This is a genomic window from Rhodanobacter spathiphylli B39 (genome assembly GCF_000264295.1).
In the GTDB taxonomy this organism is placed as follows: domain Bacteria; phylum Pseudomonadota; class Gammaproteobacteria; order Xanthomonadales; family Rhodanobacteraceae; genus Rhodanobacter; species Rhodanobacter spathiphylli.
In genome coordinates this window covers 1-21,316 of record NZ_AJXT01000045.1, presented here as the reverse complement: position 1 = coordinate 21,316, position 21,316 = coordinate 1, and the positions used below count along the sequence as shown (strand labels likewise).

The following is a 21,316-nucleotide window of genomic DNA, read 5'->3' as shown; positions in this document are numbered from 1 at the left end:
GACCCCACCCCAGCCCTCCCCTACTTCGCAGGGGAGGGAGTGGAACGCACAGCCACGCCTGACTCCCTCCCCTGCTTGCAGGGGAGGGCTGGGGTGGGGTTCGCTTTTGACTTTGCACCGAGGCGGCGCAGCAGCCGACGCCGGCACAAGCCCTACAATAGGCGGATGTCCGAGCCCACCGACGCCACCACACCCGACTACATGCGCCGCATCCGCAGCTTCGTGCTGCGCGAAGGCCGCATGACGCCCGCGCAGCAACGCGCCTTCGACACCTTGTGGTCGCGCTTCGGCATCGACTACCGCGGCACGCCGCACGACTTCGCCTCCAGCTTCGGCCGCAGCGCGCCGCTGGTGCTGGAGATCGGCTTCGGCAACGGCGAGGCGCTGGCCTGGGCCAGCGAGCACGACCAGGCGCGCGACTTCCTCGGCGTGGAAGTCCACGGCCCCGGCGTGGGTCGACTGATGAACGCGCTGGCCGCCCGCGACGCGCAGAACGTGCGCATCTACAAGCACGACGCGGTGGAAGTGCTGGAGCACGAAATCGCGCCGGGCACGCTGGCCGAGGCGCGCATCTGGTTTCCCGACCCGTGGCACAAGAAGCGCCACAACAAGCGCCGCCTGATCCAGCCCGACTTCGTCGCCCTGCTCGCCTCGCGCATGGCCCCGGACGGCCTGCTGCACCTGGCCACCGACTGGCAGCCCTACGCCGAACACATGCTCGAAGTGATGGAGGCCGCCCCCGCCTGGCGCAACCAGCTCGGCGCCGGGCAATACGCCGAGAAACCCGAGTGGCGCATCGAGACCCACTTCGAACGGCGCGGGCTGAAGCTGGGGCATGGGGTTCGGGATCTGCTCTACCGGAAAGTCTGAGCAGGAGCGGACCCCACCCCAACCCTCCCCTGCGTTGCAGGGGAGGGAGCAAAGCGGCAAGAGCGACCCCACCCCAACCCTCCCCTACTTCGCAGGGGAGGGAGAAAAGCTGCGAGCTCGCCGGAACTACTCCCTCCCCTACAAGGTAGGGGAGGGTTGGGGTGGGGTCACGCTCTTGACCTCTCCTCCAGCACCCGAAAAATCTCCCCCACCACATCCTCCGTGCGCAGCAGCACCTCGTCGTTCCAGAAGCGCAGCACGCGGTAGCCTTCGCGCCCCAGGACTTCCGTGCGTCGCCGGTCGTAGTCGATCGCGTCCAGATGCTGCCCACCATCCAGCTCGATCACCAGTCGCGCCGGCACGCAGACGAAGTCCACGATGTAGCCGGCCAGTGGATATTGGCGACGGAACTTGTGGCCGGCCAGTTGGCGCTGGCGCAGGTAGTGCCAGAGTCGACGTTCGGCGTCGGTGCCTTCATTGCGCAAGCGGCGGGCGCGGATCCACTTGATGTGCACGGCGAGTCCTTTCGCTTGAGGAGAGCAAGAGCTTTACCCCCTCCCCGCCTCCCCCTGCCAGCAGGGGGAGGAGCAAAGGCGCGTGCTCTCCCGCCGCATCAGTTGACTCAGCGCCGCCGCACTTCTCCCTCCCCTGCGCAGTAGGGGAGGGCCGGGGTGGGGTTGCTCTTCGCCCGAGCAAGATCAAAAGCACCCCCTCCTGCCCTCCCCCTGCGACCGAAGGAAGTCCCTTGAGGGGCAAGCACGGGAGGAATCGATTCTGAGGTAGTCGCTCTTCGCGCACGCCATCGCACTCTTCGCCCGCGGTTCACCAGCAACCGCACCACCCCGCTTATACTCACGGACATCCGCCCAGGGACGAATCGACAGCAGCGTGAAGTTTCCACTGCCCCGCCGTATCCACCGCAAGCCGCTGCGCCGCAGGGACGTCAGCTGATGGCGCTCTCGCTCACCCCCGAAATGATCCTGGTGCTCGGGCTGGTGGGTTTCACCATGCTGATGCTGGTGCTCGAGTGGATTCGCGCCGACATGGTGGCGCTGCTGGTGGTGGTGGTGATCGGCCTGACCGGGCTGATTCCGTCCGACCGCGTGTTCAACGGCTTCGCCGGCAACGCGGTGATCGCGATCATCGCGATCATGATCATGGGCGAAGGGCTCGACCGCGCCGGCGTACTCAACCTCACCGCCAACTTCGTCATGCGCATGGCGCGCGGGGCGGAGTCGCGGCTGGGCCTGGTCATCAACATGGTGGCCAGCCTGTTCAGCGCGGTGATTCCCAGCCAGGCGCTGGCCGCCCTGATGATCCCGGTCAGCAGCCGGCTCGCCGCGCGCACCGGCGTGCCGATTTCACGGCTGCTGCTGCCGATGGCGTTCTGCATCCTCACCGCCACCAACACCACGCTGATCGCGAACTCGCCGCTGATCGTGCTGAACGACCTGATCGCCAGCGCCAACGTGAACCTGCCGCCGGGCGCGCACACGATCCCGAAGTTCGGCCTGTTCAGCGTGACGCCGGTGGGCCTGGCGCTGGCCGTGGTCGGCGTCGCCTATTTCTATTTCTTCGGCCGCAAGCTGCTGCCGGGGCACGAGGACGAACGGCTGAAGGTGACGCCCGGGCGCACCGAGAGCTACTTCGCCGAGACCTACGGCATCGTGGGCGAGACCGCCGAGCTCACCGTCACCGCCGAGAGCCCACTGGTCGGCATGAGCATCGGCGAGGCGGAACAGCTGTACGAGGCGCCGCTGATCCTGGCGATCAAGAGCGGCAACGATGCGCGCATGGCGCCGCCGGCCGACCACGTGATCTGGGTCGGCTCGGTGCTGGGCGTGCTCGGCCCGCGCGAGCAACTCAACCAGTTCGCCAACAACCAGCTGTGCCGCCTGTCCACCCGCATGCGCCAGCTGGGCGAGCTGTTCAATCCGAGCCGCGCCGGCATTTCCGAAGTGGTGATTCCGCCGGTGTCGCGCTTCATCAAGCACACCGTGGGCGAGCTGCGCCTGCGCAAGCGCTTCGGCATTTCCGTGCTGGCGGTGACCCGCGGCGACAAGGTGCTGCGCGAAGACGTGCGCGGCGTCAGCCTGCGCGCCGGCGACACCGTGGTGCTGCATAGCAACTGGCGCGACCTGTCGCTGGCCGCCGAAGACCGCGACCTGGTCGTGGTCACCGACATCCCCAAGGAACAGCAGCGTCCCGGCAAGATCTGGCAGGCGGTGGGCTTCTTCCTGCTGGCCAAGTGCCTGGCCCTGTTCACCAACCTCGACCTGTCGGTGGCGATGATGACCGGCGCGATCGGCATGCTGCTCACCGGCGTGCTGAACATGGACGAGGGCTACAAGGCGATCAACTGGAAGACCATCTTCGTCACCGCCTGCCTGATCCCGCTGGGCTGGTCGATGGACGCCACCGGCACCGCCGCGTGGATCGCCCAGGTGGTGCTGGATCACCTGGGCAGCGCATCGCCCTGGGTGCTGCAACTGTGCCTGGCCGTGCTCACCCTGCTGTTCTCGCAGGTGATGTCCAACGTCGGCGCCACCGTGATGATGGTGCCCATCGCCATCAGCGTCGCCGTCGCCACCGGCGGCAACCCGTCGGCCTATGCGCTGATCGTCGCCGTATCCTCCTCCAACACTTTCCTGCTCAGCTCCGGCCACCCCGCGCTGATGATGGTCACCGGCCCCGGCGGCTACAAAGGCAAGGACTTCCTGCGCGTGGGCGTACCGCTGACCCTGGTGGTGCTGGTGGTCACGCTGGTGGCGATCAACCTGTTGTTCCGCTGATCGACGCGATGCCTCGACGCGGTGCCGGCGCGCCCGGCTTGAAGTTCTGCAGGGAGCACGGTGTTCGCCACTGTTGCGCAAGCCGTTGCCTTGCGGGACGGGCGACACCCCGAATGATCAGGCCAGCAGGCTGTCGACGACACGTTGAGCCAGGACTTCCGCGCTGGCGGTGGTGGTTTGCAGGTGCAGCTCCGGGGCTTCCGGCGGCTCATACGGGGAGTCGATGCCGGTGAAGTTCTTGATGTTTCCGGCCCGGGCCTTGGCATACAGGCCCTTGGCGTCGCGCTGTTCGCAGATTGCCAGCGGCGTGTCGACGAAGACCTCGCGGAATTCGCCCGCGTCGAACAATGCGCGCGCCATGCGCCGCTCGCTGCGGAACGGGCTGATGAAGGACACCAGCACGATCAAGCCCGCGTCCGTCATCAGGCGGGCGACCTCGGCCACGCGACGGATGTTCTCGACGCGGTCCTCGTCGGTGAAACCAAGATCGCGATTGAGGCCGTGGCGCACGTTGTCGCCGTCCAGCATGTAGGTGTGGTAACCCATCGCATGCAGGCGTTTTTCGACAAGGTTGGCGATGGTCGATTTGCCGGAGCCGGAAAGGCCGGTAAACCACAGGCAGGCAGGCGTCTGGCCCTTGACCAACGCACGCGCGGCCCGGTCAACATCCAGGTGTTGCCAATGGATGTTGCTGGCTCGACGCAGCGCGAACGCCAGCGTGCCCGCCGCCACAGTGGCGTTGCTCTGCCTATCGATCAGGATGAAGCCGCCCAGCTCGTGGCAGCGCTCATACGGCTCGAAGGCGATCGACTGGTCGAGGCTGATATTGCAGTAGGCCACTTCGTTGAGCAGCAAACGTTTGGCCGCTTGGCGTTCCTGCGTGTTGACGTCGACCTTGTGCTTGATCTCGGTGATCTGCGCGGTGACCGTGCGCGTGCCGATCTTCAGCCAGTACGGACGCCCCGGCAGCAGCGGGCTCTCGTCCATCCAGAGCAGGTTGGCGGCGAACTGGTCGGCGACCTGCGGCGGCTTCGCCGCGGCGGCGATGATGTCGCCACGACTGATGTCGCGCTCGTCGGCCAGCGTCAGGGTGACCGCATCGCCGGTACGCGCCCGCTCCAGATCGCCATCGGCAGTCACGATGCGCGCAACATGCGAACGCACCCCAGACGGCAGCACCACCACCTCGTCGCCACGCGTCAACGTGCCCGCGGCCACCTGGCCAGCGTAACCACGGAAGCTCTGATCCGGGCGGCACACCCACTGCACCGGCATGCGGAAGCCGAGGTCGCTGGCCGCGTGGGCGATCTGCACGGTTTCAAGCTGCTCCAGCAGACACGGCCCGGTGTACCAGTCGATCAGCGTCGACCGGCTGCTGATGTTCTCGCCGCGCAATGCCGACAGCGGTATCGCGGTGACCTGGTCGATGCCCATCTGCCCGGCCAGCTCGCGGTAGGCCGCCTCGATCGGCCGGAATACGTCCTCGGCATAGTCGACCAGGTCCATCTTGTTCACCGCCAGCAGCACATGACGAATGCCAAGCAGGCCGCAGATGTACGTGTGCCGACGGGTCTGCGTCAGCAGTCCCTTGCGCGCATCGACCAGCACCACCGCCAATTCCGCCGTGGAAGCGCCGGTTGCCATGTTGCGCGTGTACTGCTCGTGCCCGGGGCAGTCGGCAACGATGAACTTGCGCCGATCGGTACTGAAGAAACGGTAGGCGACATCGATGGTGATGCCCTGCTCGCGCTCGGCCGACAGTCCGTCGACCAGCAGGGCGAAATCCAGCTCGCCGTTCTGCGTGCCATGGCGCAGGCTGTCGCCCTCCAGCGTGGCCAGCTGGTCGTCGAACAGCAGTTTGGTGTCATACAGCAGACGCCCCAGCAGCGTGCTCTTGCCATCGTCCACGCTGCCGCAGGTGATCAGGCGCAGCAGGCTCTTGCTCTCGTGCTGCTGCAGGTAGGCGTCGATGCTGGCGCCGGCATCCGGGCGATTCATGCGATGGCCTCCGGGTGGGCGGGGGTGTTTGGGCGAAGAGCAACCCCTCCCCAACCCTCCCCTGCAAGCAGGGGAGGGAGACAAGCAGCCACGCTGCACCTTGCGCTTGCTCGCCGGAGAGGGAGACAAGCAGCCACGCTGCGCCTTGCGCTTGCTCGCCGGAGAGGGAGACAAGCGGCCACGCTGCGCCTTGCGCTTGCTCGCTGGGGAGGGAGACAAGCGGCCTCGCTGCGCCTTGCCCTTGCTCGCTGGGGAGGGAGACAAGCGGCGGCTTCCCGCTTTGCTCCTCCCCCTGCTCGCAGGGGGAGGTTGGGAGGGGGTAAAGCTTTTGATTTCACGTAACCCGAAACAGCCCCACCAGCACGACGTAAAACCAAATCCACCGCGCCCATCAGAAATAGCCCTCGCGCTTCTTCTTTTCCATCGATGCGGACGGATCGTGATCGATCACCCGGCCCTGGCGTTCGGAGGTACGCGCCACCAGCATCTCCTGGATCACCGCCGGCAGCGTGTCCGCATCGGATTCGATCGCGCCGGTCAACGGGTAGCAGCCCAGTGTGCGGAAGCGCACCTTGCGCATCTCCGGCACCTCGCCCGGCAGCAGTGGCAGGCGTTCGTCGTCGACCATGATCAACGCGCCGTCGCGCTCCACCACCGGCCGCCTGGCGGCCAGGTACAGCGAAGGCACCTCGATCTTCTCGCGGTAGATGTACAACCAGATATCCAGCTCGGTCCAGTTGGACAGCGGAAAGGCCCGCACGCTCTCGCCCTTGTGAATGCGTGCGTTGTACAGATTCCAGAGTTCCGGACGCTGGCTCTTCGGGTCCCAGCGATGCTGCGCGTTGCGGAACGAGAACACCCGCTCCTTGGCACGCGATTTCTCCTCGTCGCGCCGCGCCCCGCCGATGGCGGCATCGAACTTGTACTTGTCCAGCGCCTGCTTCAGCGCCTGCGTCTTCATGATGTCGGTGTGCACGGTGGCGCCGTGCGAGAACGGCCCGACGCCCTGAGCCACGCCCTCCTGGTTGATGTGCACCAGCAGCCGGCAACCGGTCTCCACCGCCCGGCGGTCGCGGAAGGCGATCATCTCGCGGAATTTCCAGGTGGTATCCACATGCAACAGCGGGATCGGCGGTGGGGCCGGGTAGAACGCCTTCTGCAGCAGATGCAGCAGCACGGAAGAATCCTTGCCGATGGAATACAACAGCACCGGATTGCCGAATTCCGCCGCCACCTCGCGCAGGATGTGAATGCTTTCCGCCTCCAGACGCTTCAGATGCGAAGCCGGGGCGAGCGTCTCGATGTCCGTCATGTCGTTTCCGGTGATCTCCCCGGCAATACTAATGGCAACGCCGCTGTCGGGTTATGACGGTTTGACCGGGACATATGCCCGTTGCTGCCACGCCTTGCAGGGGGAGCACGCTTGCGGGGACGGGTGCCCACCTCGACGCACGGGTCCCTGGAATCGACGCAAACGAAATGGCCAGGCCCCGCCTGAGCGGCCGGCCGGTGCTTCGGGGCTGCGACAGCGCATGGCTGCCGTGCTCCGCACGTTCTTCCTCCTGGATGACGACGCCGGCATCCACGCCTGCGGCCGCGTCTCGCGCGTGTTCGGAGCCGGCGGCCCAGCATCGCGGCAGGCGGGCCGCCATGACCGATGTCGACCCGACCCGCGCTTCTTCCTCGATGCCGGGAACAGGCACCGCCATGGATACAATGCGCGTTTGAGCATCCTCAGCGAGCCGCTTGTGACCTCACTCCCCTGCTTCAAGGCCTACGACATCCGCGGCCGCGTGCCTGACGAGCTGGACGAAGAGCTGGCGCGCCGCATTGGCCTGGGCATGGCCGCCCAACTGGGCCCGGGCCCCGTGGTGCTGGGTCGCGACGTGCGCCTCAGCAGCCCGGCGTTGCAGGCGGCGCTGGCCGACGGTTTCCACGTGGCCGGGCGCGAGGTGCTCGACATCGGCATGGGCGGCACCGAGGAGGTCTACTTCCAGACCATGCACCTGGGCGCCGCCGGCGGCGTGATGGTCACCGCCAGCCACAATCCGATGGACTACAACGGCATGAAGCTGGTGCGCGAAGGCTCGCGGCCGATCAGCGGCGACAGCGGCCTGTTCGCGATCCGCGACTTCGCCGCCAGCCACCAGGCAGCCATCCCCGCCGGCACCGCCACGCCGCGGACGATGACCGACAAGTCCGCCTACATCGAACACCTGCTCGGCTACGTCCAGCGCGATCGCCTGAAGCCGCTGAAGATCGTGGTCAACGCCGGCAACGGCGGCGCCGGCCTGATCGTGGACCAGCTCGCGCCGCAACTGTCATTCGAGTTCATCCGCATCCAGCACGAGGCGGACGGCCATTTCCCCAACGGCATCCCCAACCCGCTGCTGCCCGAATGCCGCGCCGCCACCGCCGACGCGGTGCGCGCCCACGGCGCCGACTTTGGCGTGGCCTGGGATGGCGACTTCGACCGCTGCTTCTTCTTCGACGCCGACGGCCGCTTCATCGAGGGCTACTACCTGGTCGGCCTGCTGGCCACGGCGCTGCTGGCGCGCCACCCCGGCGGCAAGATCATCCACGACCCGCGACTTACCTGGAACACCATCGAGATGGTGCAGCAGGCCGGCGGCGTCCCCGTGCTCAGCAAGACCGGCCACGCCTTCATCAAGGAACGCATGCGCGCCGAGAACGCCATCTACGGCGGCGAGATGAGCGCCCACCACTACTTCCGCGACTTCGCCTACTGCGACTCCGGCATGATCCCCTGGCTGCTGATCGCCGAACTGGTCGGCAGCCGCGGGCTGTCACTGGCCGAACTGGTGGAAGACCGCATGCGCGCCTTCCCCTGCAGCGGCGAGATCAACTTCAAGGTCGCCGACGCACGCGCCGCCACCGAACGGGTGATGAGCCATTACGCCAGCCGATCGCCCGTCCTCGACCACACCGACGGCATCAGCGCCGACTTCGGCTCATGGCGCTTCAACCTGCGCAGCTCCAACACCGAACCGCTGCTGCGGCTCAACGTGGAGTCGCGAGGAGATACGGCGCTGATGCAGGCACGCACGGCGGAGATTTCGGCGTTGATTGCGGGGGCGTAGAGCCGGGGCGAAGAGCGACCCCCAGCTAAAGCACTCCCTGCGGTCGCCCAGCCCTCCCCTGCTTCGCAGGGGAGGGAGCAAAGCGCTGGTTTCGGCTTGGCTCCTCCCCCTGCGCAGCAGGGGGAGGCTGGGGAGGGGGTCGCTTTTGACTCTGCACCTCACCCCCGAACCTTCCTGCGATCGAACAACGCCCCCTCCATGACGAGAAGGGCAAGCAGCACCGCGCAAACACGCTCACCCCCGCAAAACTTGCAACGAAACGACGCACGGGCACCCAATCACCGGTCCAGAATCGACCCGCACGCCTTGTTCACCTACACCACCCCAGACTGAATGCCCTCGTTCCCGGCCCTGATCAAGCCCATCCATACCTGATAAGATCCAAAACCCTTGATCCTCGTCACGGATCAGTACGGCTCTTTCTGACACCAGGGGGCCGGGTTGCGGTAGGCCCGAGCAAGGTTGGCGGAGCGGCGACAGAGTTCCGGACAGCCTGGTCCAGGCCTCGACGTTGCCCGGTTGGTGCCCGCAAAGAACTGGCCTTAACCAAAACGTCCACTGCCGGCAAGGTAGAGGACTCATAAAAAGGCGACACTCTCCGTCCATCCGGATCGTGCTGTTTTGAAATAGTCCACAGGGATACTGGAGACTCATAACTCATGCAGGACACACGGATGATTCTTGCTTGCGTGGCAACGGCCATCACTTCGCTCGTCGCGATCATCGCCCTGCGGCGGTTCGCGGGGGCGCTTGGACTGGTGGACCACCCCAACGAGCGCAAGCACCACGTCGGCAGCGTGCCGCTGGTCGGCGGCCTGGCCATCTTCATCGGCGTGCTGGCAGGCGCCTGCATCTGGGGCCGGTTCCAGCTCTTCGGCCAGGTGCTGCTGGGTACGTCATGCGTGCTGGTACTGCTGGGGGCGCTGGACGACCGCTCCGACCTCAGCGTGCGCACCCGCCTGCTGGTGCAGACCATACTGATCCTCACCGTTATCGCCAGCACCGGCGTCTACATCCAATCGCTGGGACACATCTTCGGTTACGAGCTCACGCTGGGCTGGGTCGGCGTTCCGCTCACCGTGGTGGCCGTGATCGGCCTGCTCAATGCTTTCAACATGATGGACGGCATCGACGGCCTGGCTGGCAGCTTGGCCCTGGTCAGCATCGCCGCGATCGTGCTGTTCGCCGGCCCCCACGCGCTGCGCGGATCGCTGGCCCTGATCACCCTGCTGGCCATCGCCGCCATCCCTTACCTCTTCGCCAACCTCGGCCTGATGGGTCGCAAGATCTTCATGGGCGACGCCGGCAGCATGGTGCTCGGCTACCTGCTGGCCTGGACCCTGATCCGCCTGAGCCAGGAACCGGGCAGCCAGCTGTCGCCCGTCGACGTGCTGTGGTGCGTGGCCCTGCCCGTGCTGGACACCCTGGCCGTGATGTACCGCCGCCTGCGTCAGGGCAAGTCGCCGTTCAAGCCCGATCGCGGCCACATCCATCACATCCTGATGGGCATGGGCCTGGGTCCGCGCGCCAGCCTGGTAGCGTTGGTCGCACTGGCGGCGTCGATGGCGTTTCTTGGCAGCGTGACCAGTTCGCTGGGTCTGGGTTCGGGCACCAACCTCGCGGCGTTCTGCATCTTCTCCATGGTCTATACAGTCACGGTCACGCGGATCTGGGTTCGCCAGCAAGCCGGGAAAGGCATGCACATGGCCAAACCGCTCGCCGCCAATGACGACCACGTCGTCCGGCCAGCCGCGCGCCAGCGTGTCAACAGGGATTCCGTCGCCGAGGCGGATTGACCCCTCTTAGTCGTGGATCACTTGCTGGACCGTTTGAACTCGCCGATCTGGCAGTCGTGTCTTGTCGCGGGGATCGGGCTGGCTTTGCTGGTTTTGCGGCGCTATCGAACCGGCTGGCCATTCCTGTTGATTGCCGCTGCCTGGCTCTATCTCTGCTCCACTCCGGCCTTCGTTGGCCTGATGCGCGACAATCTCGAGTCGCCATATCCCTATTCGCCAGCAAGCACCTACCCTGTCGTCGATGCCATCGTGGTCTTCGGCGGCGATGGCATGCCCGATCCGAAAACCGATTGGACGGCTGACCCGAACAGGATCAGCCGCAATCGCCTGGGCTTTGCCTATCAGCTCTACCGCGCAGGACGCGCACCGATCATGGTGCTGTCGGCCAACAAGGGTGGCGCGATCAAGATGGCCCGGATACTCGAAACAAAAGGGCTGCCGAAGGCGGCGTTGAGGGTCGAGAGCCAGGCCGACAGCACCTACCAAAACGCGCTGTACTCCTCACGCATCCTCAAACAGGAAAAGCTTGGCCGCGTTCTCCTGGTGACCTCGCCCTATCACATGCCTCGCGCGCTTGCGGTACTTCGCGAACAGGATATCGACGCCACCCCTGCGCCGACCATGCCCCAAGTGAAACCCACCATCGAGGGCAATGCCTGGTTGCCTCACCGTTCTGCCCTGTTGCGCAGTCACACCTATCTACACGAATACCTGGGCTTGTTCGCCTATGGACTGTGTGGCTGGACCTGAGCCAACGTTTGCACGTACACGGTTGACAGTTCTCCCTGGTGAACCGCCACCTGATCGGTCGGTACAGCCCCCATCCGCCGATAGAACTTGTGCGCGGGCGCCAGTGCCTCTCCCACAATGATCCTGTAGGAAAGAATGCCGGTTTTCCGAAAATGCTCTTCCAGTCGACGATACAGCCGCTCGGCAACCTGCTGCCCACGGCAGGATGGGTCGACCGCGATACTCAGCAATTCGGCCTCCGGCAGGTTCGGCGGCAGGCTGTGACCGCGGCTGTAGCGCAGGATTTCGAGAATCCGCAGGATGCGTCCCGGCCGCACCAGTGAGGGCAGCAGGGCGACTCCGAGGCGGAATGGCGAACGCAACATGCGCTTGTAGATGGCGCCCATGCCGCAACCACCCGCCACAAAGCCGACGACGCGATCGTCGCGCTCTTCGACCAGCAACACGCTGGCCGGCGCCTCGTCGATCGCCTGATACATCAGTGCGACAAAGCCCGTACCCAACGTCGCCAGGAAACCTTTGTTGATGTTGTCCACATGCAACCGGGCAACCTGCTGATAGAGATCACGGCGTTCCATCGAGCCTCACACCACGCCCGACAAGGCTGCGGGCTCAACCGGCAAGCCCGGGAAAACCTTCTTCACGATGGACGACTTCGGGAACAGGACTACCCACGCGGTGATCACGATGCACATCACGTAGGTGCGCAAACCCTGGTTCGCCACGTACCACTCTTCCAATGCACCCTTGTACGGCATGATCACGTCGTCGTAGAACTTCTCCGGCTCCGCGCTGGCGTGCATCAATTCCTCTTCGTCGCGGAACACGATCGAGCCGATGCCGGACAATCCCGGACGCACCTTGATGATCTGAACCTGCGACGTGGTCGGAAAAGCGTCGAAGCAACGCTGGGTCTGCGGCCGCGGCCCGACCAGACTCATGTCGCCGAGCAGGATGTTGAGCAGCTGCGGCAATTCGTTGATCTTGGTCTTGCGCAGGAAACCGCCCAGCGGCAGCACCCGCGGGTCGTTCTTCACCGTGACGGTACCAGTGCCCAGGTTCGGGCTGTTCTTCAGCATGGTGGCAAACTTGTACAGGCCGAACGGCTTGCCGCCACGACCGATCCGCTGCTGCACGTAGAAAATCTCGCCTTCGCCGCTGAAACGCAGGGCAATGGCGATCGGAACCAGCAAGGGCGAAAGCACAAGCAGGGCCAGCCCCGACAACAGAATATCGAACAGTCGCTGCATGGCTTACATCCTGCCGTCGAGATATTTGCCGGTTTCCTTGTGGGCAAAATCCGGAATCATGTGGTTGAACAGGTCGACGATCGGCGCCTTGTCCCAGCTCGGCTGCTGGCGGATCGCATCCAGCGTGGCGAGGAAATGGTCAAGCTGCGCCTGATCGTAGTTCGCCGCATTCTTGATCACGCCCAGGTTCTCGAAGCGTTGCATGTCGAGCACCTCGCGATCGGTGAAAAACTCCTCGAAATCCTTCTCGCCAGTGGTGTCGCTGGGGAAGAAATAGCACGGCCATTCCTTCTGTGCGATCAATTCGGCGGCGCGATCACGGGCCTCGTCCTCGCTGGCGCATTCGTGGGCTTCGAAGCCCAGTGCAGCCAGGTAACGCACGGCGATATCCGAGAAGCGGGTGAGGTCCAGCGCCTCGCTCAACTTCGGGAAGAAGATGTCGCGGTTGTCGCCCAGCAGGCATGACATCAGGCACAGCTCGCCGGATTCCTGCGGGGTGACGAAGTAGCGGCGCACATCGTTCGGCGCGGAGATCGGCTGGCGCTTGGCAAAGCGCTGGTTGAAGCCGTGCAGCAGCGAGCCATCGGAGAACGCCACGTTGGCGAAGCGCGCCGTCGAAATCGGCAGCTGCTCGCTGGCACGCATCAGGAACATTTCCATGATCCGCTTGCTGGCGCCCATCATGTTGACCGGGTTGGCCGCCTTGTCGGTGGAGACGCAGAAGTACTTCTTTGCCCCACCGGCCTTCGCCAGCTCGATCGTCTTGATGGTGTTGAGCACATTCACCTCGATCAGCCGCATCAGGGTGAAGGGGTCCTTCTCGCTGCGCACATGCTTCAGCGCCGACAGGTTGAGCACGTAGTCGTAGCCGTCGCCGGCGTTCATCAGCGCCTCGAATTCGCGGCTGCCGCAGTCGATCGCGAAGGTGCGGAAATCGCCGTCGATATAGCCGAGCGTGCTGCGGATATCGCGCACCAGTTCGACCATGTTGTTCTCGCTGATATCCACCACGTGCAGCACTTTCGGATGCCGTTTGAAGATCTCGCGTGTCACCGCCTGGCCGATCGAACCGGCTCCGCCGATCACAAGAAAGCGACTGGACGCCACCTTGGAAGAAAGCTCCGCTTCGTGCGCCTGCACGTCCGTATCAAACAATGGCCGCTTGCGACCGACGAGTTCAAGAATATTCATGGCATCAGCTGGTTTGGAAAAAGGGTCTCGGGCAACAGGCACGGGGCCATGCCGTCGTGTCGTATACCGGATTCGTGGTGCCTGTGGCAGGGCTCATGGCACCGCATTGGCCTGCTCCTCGATGCGCGCGCAGATCGCCAGCACCTCATCGAATGACGGCTGCCAGCTGCCCAGGAAGCCACCAGAGCGCATGGCATCGTAGTCCATGTGCAGACGCGCCGCCGCAGCAGCATCGGGCACCAGCTGCAGGTGGCCGGTGACCGCCTGATGATAATCAATGACCGACGTATCGTCGGCCTTCGCACGAAAGAACATCTGCTTGTGCGCGGCCACGGTGACCGCCAGATGGGTGTCAGCCAATGCCGACGCTACGATGCCCGCACGTTCCATGCAGGCCAGGTCGAACCAGTGCCGCGCAAAGCGCTCCGCGGGCAACACCTGCTGCAGGCAATAGACGTGGGCTGCGGTCGCCTTCTCCCAGAAAGTACGTGCGGCCTGCATCACCTGCACCTGCGGCGCATGCGGCAAGAGCGGTGCCAGCGCCGGCACCGCAGCGGCGTCGCAGATGACGGCTGCCAGTTGTGTGGGTGCGCCAGTCGCGCGTCCACCAAACTCCAGCTTGATCTCGGGGCTCATATACAAGCCGTCATGCGCAAACGTCGCCGGGTAGGTCACGAACAACACATCGGCCGCGCAGCGTACGCCGGCCCCGACGGCTTGTGTCGCCTCAGCCAGCGCGGGCTGCACCTGCTGCTCCACCCATTGCGCCAATGCATCGCGCGCCTGCCGGCTCCAGCGATCCGCCTGAGCGCGACTGACCGGCAACGGATCAGCCCCCTGGTCGGCCAGGTCAGGCAACAGCTCACGGATGTCGTAGGTCAGGTCGATGTCTTCGGAAAAGCGATCGATCAAGCCGAACACCTTGGACAGTGAGGTGCCGCCCTTGAACACGAGGTGCTCGCGCCAGGGGCTGGCATACAGCCAGCGCAACAACCAGACCACCCAGATATCTTTTTCCAGCAGCGCGGGATCGCGGCCTAATTGGCCCGCCGCAGTCAGCAGCAACTGCCGCCGATTCTCGTTGTCGAGGTCAAAATACGATTCAGCCACGCCCAACTGCCCGGCTCACCTGATCCGACAACCAACCCGGCATCAATGGCCGGGCGCCCAGCAGTTCCTGCTTTTCGGCAGCGCTGAGAGTGCCCGCCATGCGTACGACGGCTTCGCCGGCATGTTCGCGGCCCAGCCATTCCAGCGCACGCACGATCTCGCCGGCACGCGATCGCCCCAGCGCAAGCGTGCGCGGTGGCGCATGGCGCAACTCCACCTTCAGCTTGCCCACCTTCAATTGGCGACTGCGCCCGCTGGTAAGAAAGATCGACTGCACCGGCACCTGCGTGGTCAGCCCCAGCCGGTTGGCGGACAAGCCGCCATGCGGCAGCACGGTCTCGCCAAACTGGCGCGCCCAATCCTCCACCACCTTGATTGGCTCTGGCGGGTGCGAACCAAACCGGCCCGATACCGGAGCCACGTACGCGCCGCGCCCGACCCGCAACAGCGACCCGGCACGCGTCAGCCGTCCCAACGCCTGATCCACCGCGGCACGATTTCCGAGATGCAGCAATGCCTTCGCCGTCAGCACAGCCCCTTCGGGCAGGCCGGCGGCATGGGCCTGGATGATGTCGGGCAAGGAAGTCATGTCAGAAATACTACCATGGTTTCTGACAGATCCCGCCATGCAAGCGCCCCCGCGTTCAGCCAGGGCGCATGCATTGACGCTCCGCATGGGGGCACAGCTCGATGCGCTGGCTCAGCTCCGACGAAACCGAATGCCGCCAGTTCGCCACGTGATGCCAAGCCCCTCATCCCGCCCCTTGATCTCCCGCCATTGCCCCGTCCGGCACGCTGGAAGGCAGATTGACCACGCGATCCTCCAGCCAGCGCGAGTTTTCCAGACCGTCGTGCTGGCAATCCTTGTACATCTCCAGTCGCGTCATCAAACGCCAGACCGGACGAGTCATCACGCCGCGGCTGTTGGTGTATTCGAGGAAGGCATCCCGCTGCTCCAGCGAATCCAGCACGATCGCATTGAGCCAGTAATTGGCCACCGTGCCTTCGCGAGCCTGTGCCAACGCGATCCCCTGCGCAGCGCAGAATTCCTCATAGCGACGGGCTACGTCCGCCTTGATCGCCAGGAACTTCGGCAGCTCTTCCATCTGCGCGCAACCCAGGGCCGCGTTGAGGTTCGGCATCCGGTAGTTGTAACCGGTCATGTCATGCACGAACTCATACGGGTGCGGAATCTTCGCCGTGGTGGTGAGGTGCTTGGCCTTGATCGCCAGTTCCTCGTCATCGGTGATGATCATGCCGCCACCACCGGTGGTGATCACCTTGTTGCCGTTGAAGCTCAACGTGGCCAGCTTGCCGAAGGTGCCGGTATGCCGGCCGCCCACATAGCTACCCAGCGACTCGGCGGCGTCCTCAATCACCGGAATGCCGTACTCGTCGCAGAGCGCAACGATCTCCTCGATGCGGCAGGGCAAACCGAACGTGTGCATTGGTGCACATGCCGCAATGCGCCGCCCCGTCGCCTTGTTGAAGGCCTCGCCGTCGCGCCGCTCCACCTTGTCCGTGAGAAAGCGTCGCAGCGCGTCGGCACTCATGCCCATGGTGTCGCGATCCACATCCACGAACACGGCATGTGCGCCGGTGTAGCTGAGCGCATTGCAGGTCGCGATGAACGTGAGCGCCTGGGATATCACCTCGTCGCCGGGCAACACGCCGGCCAGCTGCAGCGCCGCATGCAACGCCGCGGTACCGTTGACGGTGGCGATCGCGTACTTCGCGCCCGTGAATGCGGCGATCTGCTGCTCGAACTCGGTGACGCGAGCGCCCACCGACGACACGAAGTTGGAGTCGATGCAGTCGATCAGGTACTGCTTCTCGTTGCCCGAGAACACGGGGCGGTGCAACGTGACAGAGCCCTCTCCATAGATACTACGTACGAAGGCAACAATCGACCCAAATGTAACATCAGATCTATTCATGGCATTCCACAAGATTAACCGGCTCCAAATCAATACCCATTCCTTGCAACATTATGGAGTTAACCATTTTAACATCGTACTTTTCCTCAGCAAGCAATCGGGAACGCGCACCCATAGACAATACTAATCCAGGCTCACTAATGAACCTCGACATTGCGATTACCAATTGATCTACAGATTTGACTGGCACAAGAAATCCATTATAACCATCTACCACTGTCTCGCGACATCCAGGCGCATCACAGGTAATAATAGCCCGCCCCATCGCCATTGCTTCCAACACTGAGCGCGGAGTGCCCTCACGATAGGACGGCAGCACATATACGCTGCAAGCTGCTATTGCTGGACGAACATCCTCCAAGCGCCCCACAAACTCTACATCACCGTTAGAAACCCATTCGTTCAACTCTTCCTGAGCTATCGAATCGGGGTTTCTGTCTATCCAGCCCACGAGTGCAAACTCCGTCAAAGGAAATTGGCGCCGAACCACACGGGCCGCCGCGGCAAATTCGCGAGTCCCCTTATCGCCTAGAAGTCGAGCAATCATCAAAAATCTAAGAGGGCCGCTCCTAATCGGATGTGGTGTAAATGTCGTAAGATCCACGCCGGAGCCATTAACGATGGTCACGGGCAGCCTGCTAGATAGTATGCCTAATTGGGCAAAAAGAGTGGCATCGTCCTTATTCTGGAAAAAGACACGACTAACCTTTGCGAGCGCATATCTATACATTAGACGAATGACTGTTGAAATCGCGGTCGTGCTTCGATCATCCCCAAACGCATAGCCTAGTCCTGTGATCAACGCGAAGCGCCTAGGGACCCGAGCCAACCACGCAGCAATCGAGCCATAAATTACGGGCTTCGCCGTATAACTCATAACCGCCCTTGGCCGAAGACTACGCATAAGCACAAAAAGCGAAAAAAAAGACACCGTGTCCTTAAACGGGTTCAACCCAGTCCTGTCCAGCCGAAAATCGTGAACAAAAGCGCCTAGGCCCTCCAATTCTCTACGGTTTTCGCCAGTCTTTAGGCCCGGCGCTGCAACGTGCACGCTTACGCCTCGATTAATCATTTCCGCAATCAGCTCTCCTCTAAAACGAACAATAGAATCGGAAAAGCTTGCAATAATCAAAATGGTGTCCCCAGATTGGAAATCACCTTTCATGCTAGTCAAGGCTCGGAAGCTGAAAATCTGAAGGCATGGATACTCGATGACCCACCACTTGCGATGCAAATACTTCCATAGAATGCTCCTCTCGTAGGTAAGACGCGTAGATCAAAGAATTATTCGAGGGTTTTTTAGCGCATATCCGCATCTGTTCTGCCAGTGCCTCGACGCTAAGGTCTTCTGCAACATGGACGCCCTCTATCTTAGAAATAGATTCCGTACATGGAGTGCTGACAATGTCAGCTACTCCTGCGTACATCATTTCGAGAATCACGTTAGGGAAACCCTCGCTACGAGAGCTGACGACCCCCATCGAAGCACCACTCATCTCGTGTAATGGAGACTTGGAGTGTCCGTGGAATGTCACCTTCTGCTCAATGCCAAGGTCACTGCAGAGCTCTTGGAGGCGATCTCGTTCTGGTCCGTCCCCAATAATAAATAGGCTGTATTCTGGAAAACTGCTTTCGTGGATTTTGAACGCCCGCAACAGCCGATCATAGCCCTTGATTTCAACCAGCCTGCCACAAGCAACAATACGGCGCTGGCTACAAATACAGGCATGTTTTGTATGTTTCGATAAATCCCGAGGAACAAACGGGTTTTTTATAACCGCGATTCGATTGCCAAGTGACCTCCTTACGAACGTAGGCAGGGCCTCCTTCATCTCTTCGGTCTGCGCAATCAGAAGATCCTGCCGACCATAACCAAACCGGTATAAGAGTCTCATCAACGAGCCTTTAAACCCCTTAAATCGTCTAGAAATAATCGTTGATTCACGGGCTGCGAGTCGATCACACTTCATTGCCCCAAGATGCCTGAGTAATCCCAGCATTGCGTTTACATGAAGGTGGGTGGAGTACACGAGGCGCAAGCGATATCTACGTGATATAGCTGAAATACGAACCGCCGAAAGCAGTGAGGAGAGCTTCTCTGAACGATAGCGTTGCACAATCAAGCGAACATTCGAAAGCTTCGCAAACTGAGACAATGAGGTCTGCATACCGCACGCCATGACAAACACGATTACATCCTGACCCGTCGCAGCCAGAGTGTGCGCCAAGCCAAAAGCAACAGACTCGCTGCCACCAGCCATCGCAGTTGGCAACACTATTAGGGAGACGCCATCCGCTCCAAATTCATTATCAAACCCACTGGCACTAACCGTCTCTTCCATCATCGCTCCGACTACCAGCACCACCGAAACTCCGTCTCATTATTAAGAACATCGCGCATACGATAACTAAAAATAGTGAGAAATAGACGACCCTCTTTTCATGCCCGATCATCTGCAACAAGGAACATCGATGAATATAGAAGGCCCAGAACGCGGCACCTAAGGAAGACCCAATTCGAGGTATTAGTGCCGTTGTTAAGCTAAGCATTTTTGAGAAAATGGCTAGGCCAAATACGTAGAGAAATATAAAGAACGTCACGCCCGCTGTGCCGCCAACAAGATACCCCTCCGCGAGAAAATTGCTGGCCACGCCCGACGAGTCGGACCAGCCAGAAAAATACATCTTCTTCAGCATTTCGGACTGGGCATGTACGTCTCCTCCGAGACTTCCTGACCAAGGAAGGAACTGGAGAGGCACCGATAATAAATAATCTGGGGAAATTCGGTCTCCGCGCGACACGGCGAGCTGCATTATCATCTGCGTATGATAGGGTTCAAACTTGTCGGCAAAAGATTCAGACGACGAATACCGATGTTCAATGGCGGAGGAGAATGTTGCCCCATTTAGCGAATCGAAGAATGCTCCGTAAATTGTCTTTCCATAGATGCCAACAATTGCTAACAAAATGAACGCCGCTAGCCAGGCGAACCTAAGACGCCTAACAAGCGACAGCGGCGATATACATTTTCCTGAACTCAGAAATATCGCGCTAGCGATAGCCGTCAGCACGATCTGCGTTCTGTCCCCCGAGAGTAGAATTTCGGCGTAGCACATCGCCGCGACAGCCAGCGCCCAGCGCTTGCGAAAGTATAAGCCCGCGACGGCCAAAAAGCTGAGAGAGGTGGCAAATGAGTAATAGACCACTCCACCCGCCTGATCATTTGCTTTACCCAGGGCAAGAGATGTAATGGAAACGCTCGGGAGATATAGCGCTCCCAAGACGACGAAGGTCGCAAGAATGGCGCTCCATGATGCGACGTCCTTTCTTCCGGTCTGCGAGACACTTTTGTTCTTTCTCCGCCATCCGAATAGAACGTCGCCGGCCACTATTGCGATGAGGCACGCAAGATAATAGAAATATGCCTCGTCATCTATTGGATATGTCGGAAAAAACGCTGGTACGAACCATATCAACGACGAAAAGTAGCCTAGGGGAAACGCACCTAAAGGCCGGCGCAAGAAGTAGAACACGCCCGCTAGCGCAATAGAAACGAACGCAATATGAAACATCTGCCTACCTTACCCGCGCGCTCTTTGGCGGCCGTAAAAATAGACTGAGCAGTCGAACTCCCGGATAAAGGGCAACGACAAGCGGATGGGGAGGCAAGCTGCGGAGCCTCTGGCCAGAGATGATCGCGTAATGGTCCAGTAGCGCGGCGGATCTAATCCGATACCGCAAAGATCTATAGCGCGAGCACAACAATCTCTCTCGATATAAATCGTACATAGGCGAGGCATTCTCCTTTTTAATCGCGGAAATGTTTTTTGTAAGACCTCCGTCGAGGTACTCTTTTATTGCAACGGCTTCATTAAAGAAAAGGAGGTCGCAGACGTTAGATATTCTCACCCACAGCAACGAGGTCGGGACGCGCCGAATTTTAGAATCATAGTCGTACATATTACTGATAAGAAGGTCTCTCAGTACGACCTCCTTTTTATCGCCCGACACACCGTAGTCAGCATATATCTCCATCAAATTACTTCTCATCCCGTGGCGAGGGAACTCAGTTCCTATAATTTTTCTGTCCGCGCCCTCAACCAGAAATACGCACCCTCCAATACCTGCATCCGTTATTTGATTAAGTCGCGAGACAATGGTTTCTAGCCCGCCATCAATGAAGTAGTCATCCGAATCCATTATCAATACAAATTTTCCCACCGCGAGTTGGATTGATTTTTTGAGAGCAGATGCCCTGCCACGGTTCTCCTGCCAATGACATTTAATGTTGAGAGTCGACGTTTGATCTAGCGCCTCAATATGGGCAACAGTACCGTCCGTGGATCCGTCGTCCACAACTACAACTTCCACAAGCTCGCTCAATTCCAGCGAGATAGAAGCGATCAACCTGCTGACTAGATCGATCCTGTTGTAAGTAGTTACACATATGCTAAGAAGGATACTCATATCGCGCTCCTTGAACGGTGCTGAATCACATCCCTAAGGATGGTCTGATCAAT

18 protein-coding genes are annotated in these 21,316 nt (G+C 61.5%); 5 read left to right on the top strand and 13 right to left on the bottom strand.

Annotated features, from left to right (window positions below; genetic code table 11):
• Positions 1 to 165: 165 nt before the first annotated feature.
• Complete coding sequence (gene trmB, locus UU7_RS13940; RefSeq protein WP_007809330.1) at positions 166 to 870, top strand: tRNA (guanosine(46)-N7)-methyltransferase TrmB; 705 nt, start codon at positions 166 to 168, stop codon at positions 868 to 870.
• 167 nt (positions 871 to 1,037) lie between these two features.
• On the opposite strand, the gene UU7_RS13935 is transcribed toward trmB, so the two are convergent.
• Positions 1,038 to 1,385, bottom strand: a complete 348-nt coding sequence (locus UU7_RS13935) for an endonuclease domain-containing protein (protein ID WP_007809328.1) — start codon at positions 1,383 to 1,385, stop codon at positions 1,038 to 1,040.
• Positions 1,386 to 1,820: 435 nt separating this feature from the next.
• Here UU7_RS13935 and UU7_RS13930 point away from each other — a divergent pair, with 435 nt between their 5' ends.
• Positions 1,821 to 3,662, top strand: coding sequence for an SLC13 family permease (locus UU7_RS13930; protein WP_007809326.1), 1,842 nt, complete (start codon positions 1,821 to 1,823; stop codon positions 3,660 to 3,662).
• 117 nt (positions 3,663 to 3,779) lie between these two features.
• Here the strand turns inward: UU7_RS13930 and cysN are convergent, their stop codons facing one another.
• On the bottom strand, positions 3,780 to 5,660 hold the full coding sequence (gene cysN, locus UU7_RS13925) for a sulfate adenylyltransferase subunit CysN (protein WP_007809325.1): 1,881 nt from the start codon (positions 5,658 to 5,660) through the stop codon (positions 3,780 to 3,782).
• Positions 5,661 to 6,051: 391 nt separating this feature from the next.
• Positions 6,052 to 6,972, bottom strand: a complete 921-nt coding sequence (cysD, locus tag UU7_RS13920) for a sulfate adenylyltransferase subunit CysD (protein ID WP_007809323.1) — start codon at positions 6,970 to 6,972, stop codon at positions 6,052 to 6,054.
• Positions 6,973 to 7,408: 436 nt separating this feature from the next.
• On the opposite strand from cysD, the gene UU7_RS13915 reads away from it, so the two are divergent.
• The 3 genes from UU7_RS13915 to UU7_RS13905 all read left to right on the top strand — a co-directional run bounded on the left by UU7_RS13915 (position 7,409) and on the right by UU7_RS13905 (position 11,307).
• The gene (locus UU7_RS13915; protein ID WP_007809321.1) at positions 7,409 to 8,761 is read left to right on the top strand and encodes a phosphohexomutase domain-containing protein; all 1,353 of its coding nucleotides are present in this window, start codon (positions 7,409 to 7,411) and stop codon (positions 8,759 to 8,761) included.
• A 674-nt stretch (positions 8,762 to 9,435) separates the two neighbouring features.
• Positions 9,436 to 10,557, top strand: a complete 1,122-nt coding sequence (locus UU7_RS13910) for an undecaprenyl/decaprenyl-phosphate alpha-N-acetylglucosaminyl 1-phosphate transferase (RefSeq protein WP_238530955.1) — start codon at positions 9,436 to 9,438, stop codon at positions 10,555 to 10,557.
• 12 nt (positions 10,558 to 10,569) lie between these two features.
• Positions 10,570 to 11,307: a YdcF family protein gene (locus UU7_RS13905; protein ID WP_007809317.1), complete on the top strand. Its 738-nt coding sequence runs from the start codon at positions 10,570 to 10,572 to the stop codon at positions 11,305 to 11,307.
• Here the strand turns inward: UU7_RS13905 and UU7_RS13900 are convergent.
• The 10 genes from UU7_RS13900 to UU7_RS17750 form a co-directional block, all read right to left on the bottom strand.
• Entirely contained in the window at positions 11,283 to 11,885 is a 603-nt protein-coding gene (locus UU7_RS13900; protein ID WP_007809315.1) for a GNAT family N-acetyltransferase, read from the bottom strand. The genes UU7_RS13905 and UU7_RS13900 overlap by 25 nt on opposite strands.
• A gap of 6 nt (positions 11,886 to 11,891) precedes the next feature.
• On the bottom strand, positions 11,892 to 12,557 hold the full coding sequence (locus tag UU7_RS13895) for a sugar transferase (RefSeq protein WP_007809312.1): 666 nt from the start codon (positions 12,555 to 12,557) through the stop codon (positions 11,892 to 11,894).
• Between the two features lie 3 nt (positions 12,558 to 12,560).
• Positions 12,561 to 13,748, bottom strand: coding sequence for a UDP-N-acetylglucosamine 4,6-dehydratase (locus UU7_RS13890; protein ID WP_007809309.1), 1,188 nt, complete (start codon positions 13,746 to 13,748; stop codon positions 12,561 to 12,563).
• A gap of 93 nt (positions 13,749 to 13,841) precedes the next feature.
• Complete coding sequence (locus UU7_RS13885; protein ID WP_040673502.1) at positions 13,842 to 14,858, bottom strand: nucleotidyl transferase AbiEii/AbiGii toxin family protein; 1,017 nt, start codon at positions 14,856 to 14,858, stop codon at positions 13,842 to 13,844.
• Positions 14,851 to 15,447 carry a DUF6088 family protein gene (locus UU7_RS13880; protein WP_007809306.1) on the bottom strand — a complete coding sequence of 199 codons (597 nt, stop codon included), beginning with the start codon at positions 15,445 to 15,447 and terminating at the stop codon, positions 14,851 to 14,853. Before UU7_RS13880 ends, UU7_RS13885 begins: the two co-directional genes overlap by 8 nt.
• A 163-nt stretch (positions 15,448 to 15,610) precedes the next feature.
• Complete coding sequence (locus UU7_RS13875; protein WP_238530954.1) at positions 15,611 to 16,807, bottom strand: LegC family aminotransferase; 1,197 nt, start codon at positions 16,805 to 16,807, stop codon at positions 15,611 to 15,613.
• Positions 16,788 to 17,960 (bottom strand): glycosyltransferase family 4 protein, encoded by a 1,173-nt coding sequence (locus tag UU7_RS17760; RefSeq protein WP_083846002.1) that lies wholly within the window; start codon positions 17,958 to 17,960, stop codon positions 16,788 to 16,790. The genes UU7_RS13875 and UU7_RS17760 overlap by 20 nt, the downstream gene beginning before the upstream one ends.
• Before the next feature lies 1 nt (position 17,961).
• Complete coding sequence (locus UU7_RS17755; protein WP_157582310.1) at positions 17,962 to 19,161, bottom strand: glycosyltransferase; 1,200 nt, start codon at positions 19,159 to 19,161, stop codon at positions 17,962 to 17,964.
• Entirely contained in the window at positions 19,121 to 20,368 is a 1,248-nt protein-coding gene (locus UU7_RS18465; RefSeq protein ID WP_157582307.1) for a hypothetical protein, read from the bottom strand. Before UU7_RS18465 ends, UU7_RS17755 begins: the two co-directional genes overlap by 41 nt.
• A gap of 4 nt (positions 20,369 to 20,372) precedes the next feature.
• On the bottom strand, positions 20,373 to 21,263 hold the full coding sequence (locus UU7_RS17750; RefSeq protein WP_007809298.1) for a glycosyltransferase family 2 protein: 891 nt from the start codon (positions 21,261 to 21,263) through the stop codon (positions 20,373 to 20,375).
• Between the last annotated feature and the right edge of the window lie 53 nt (positions 21,264 to 21,316).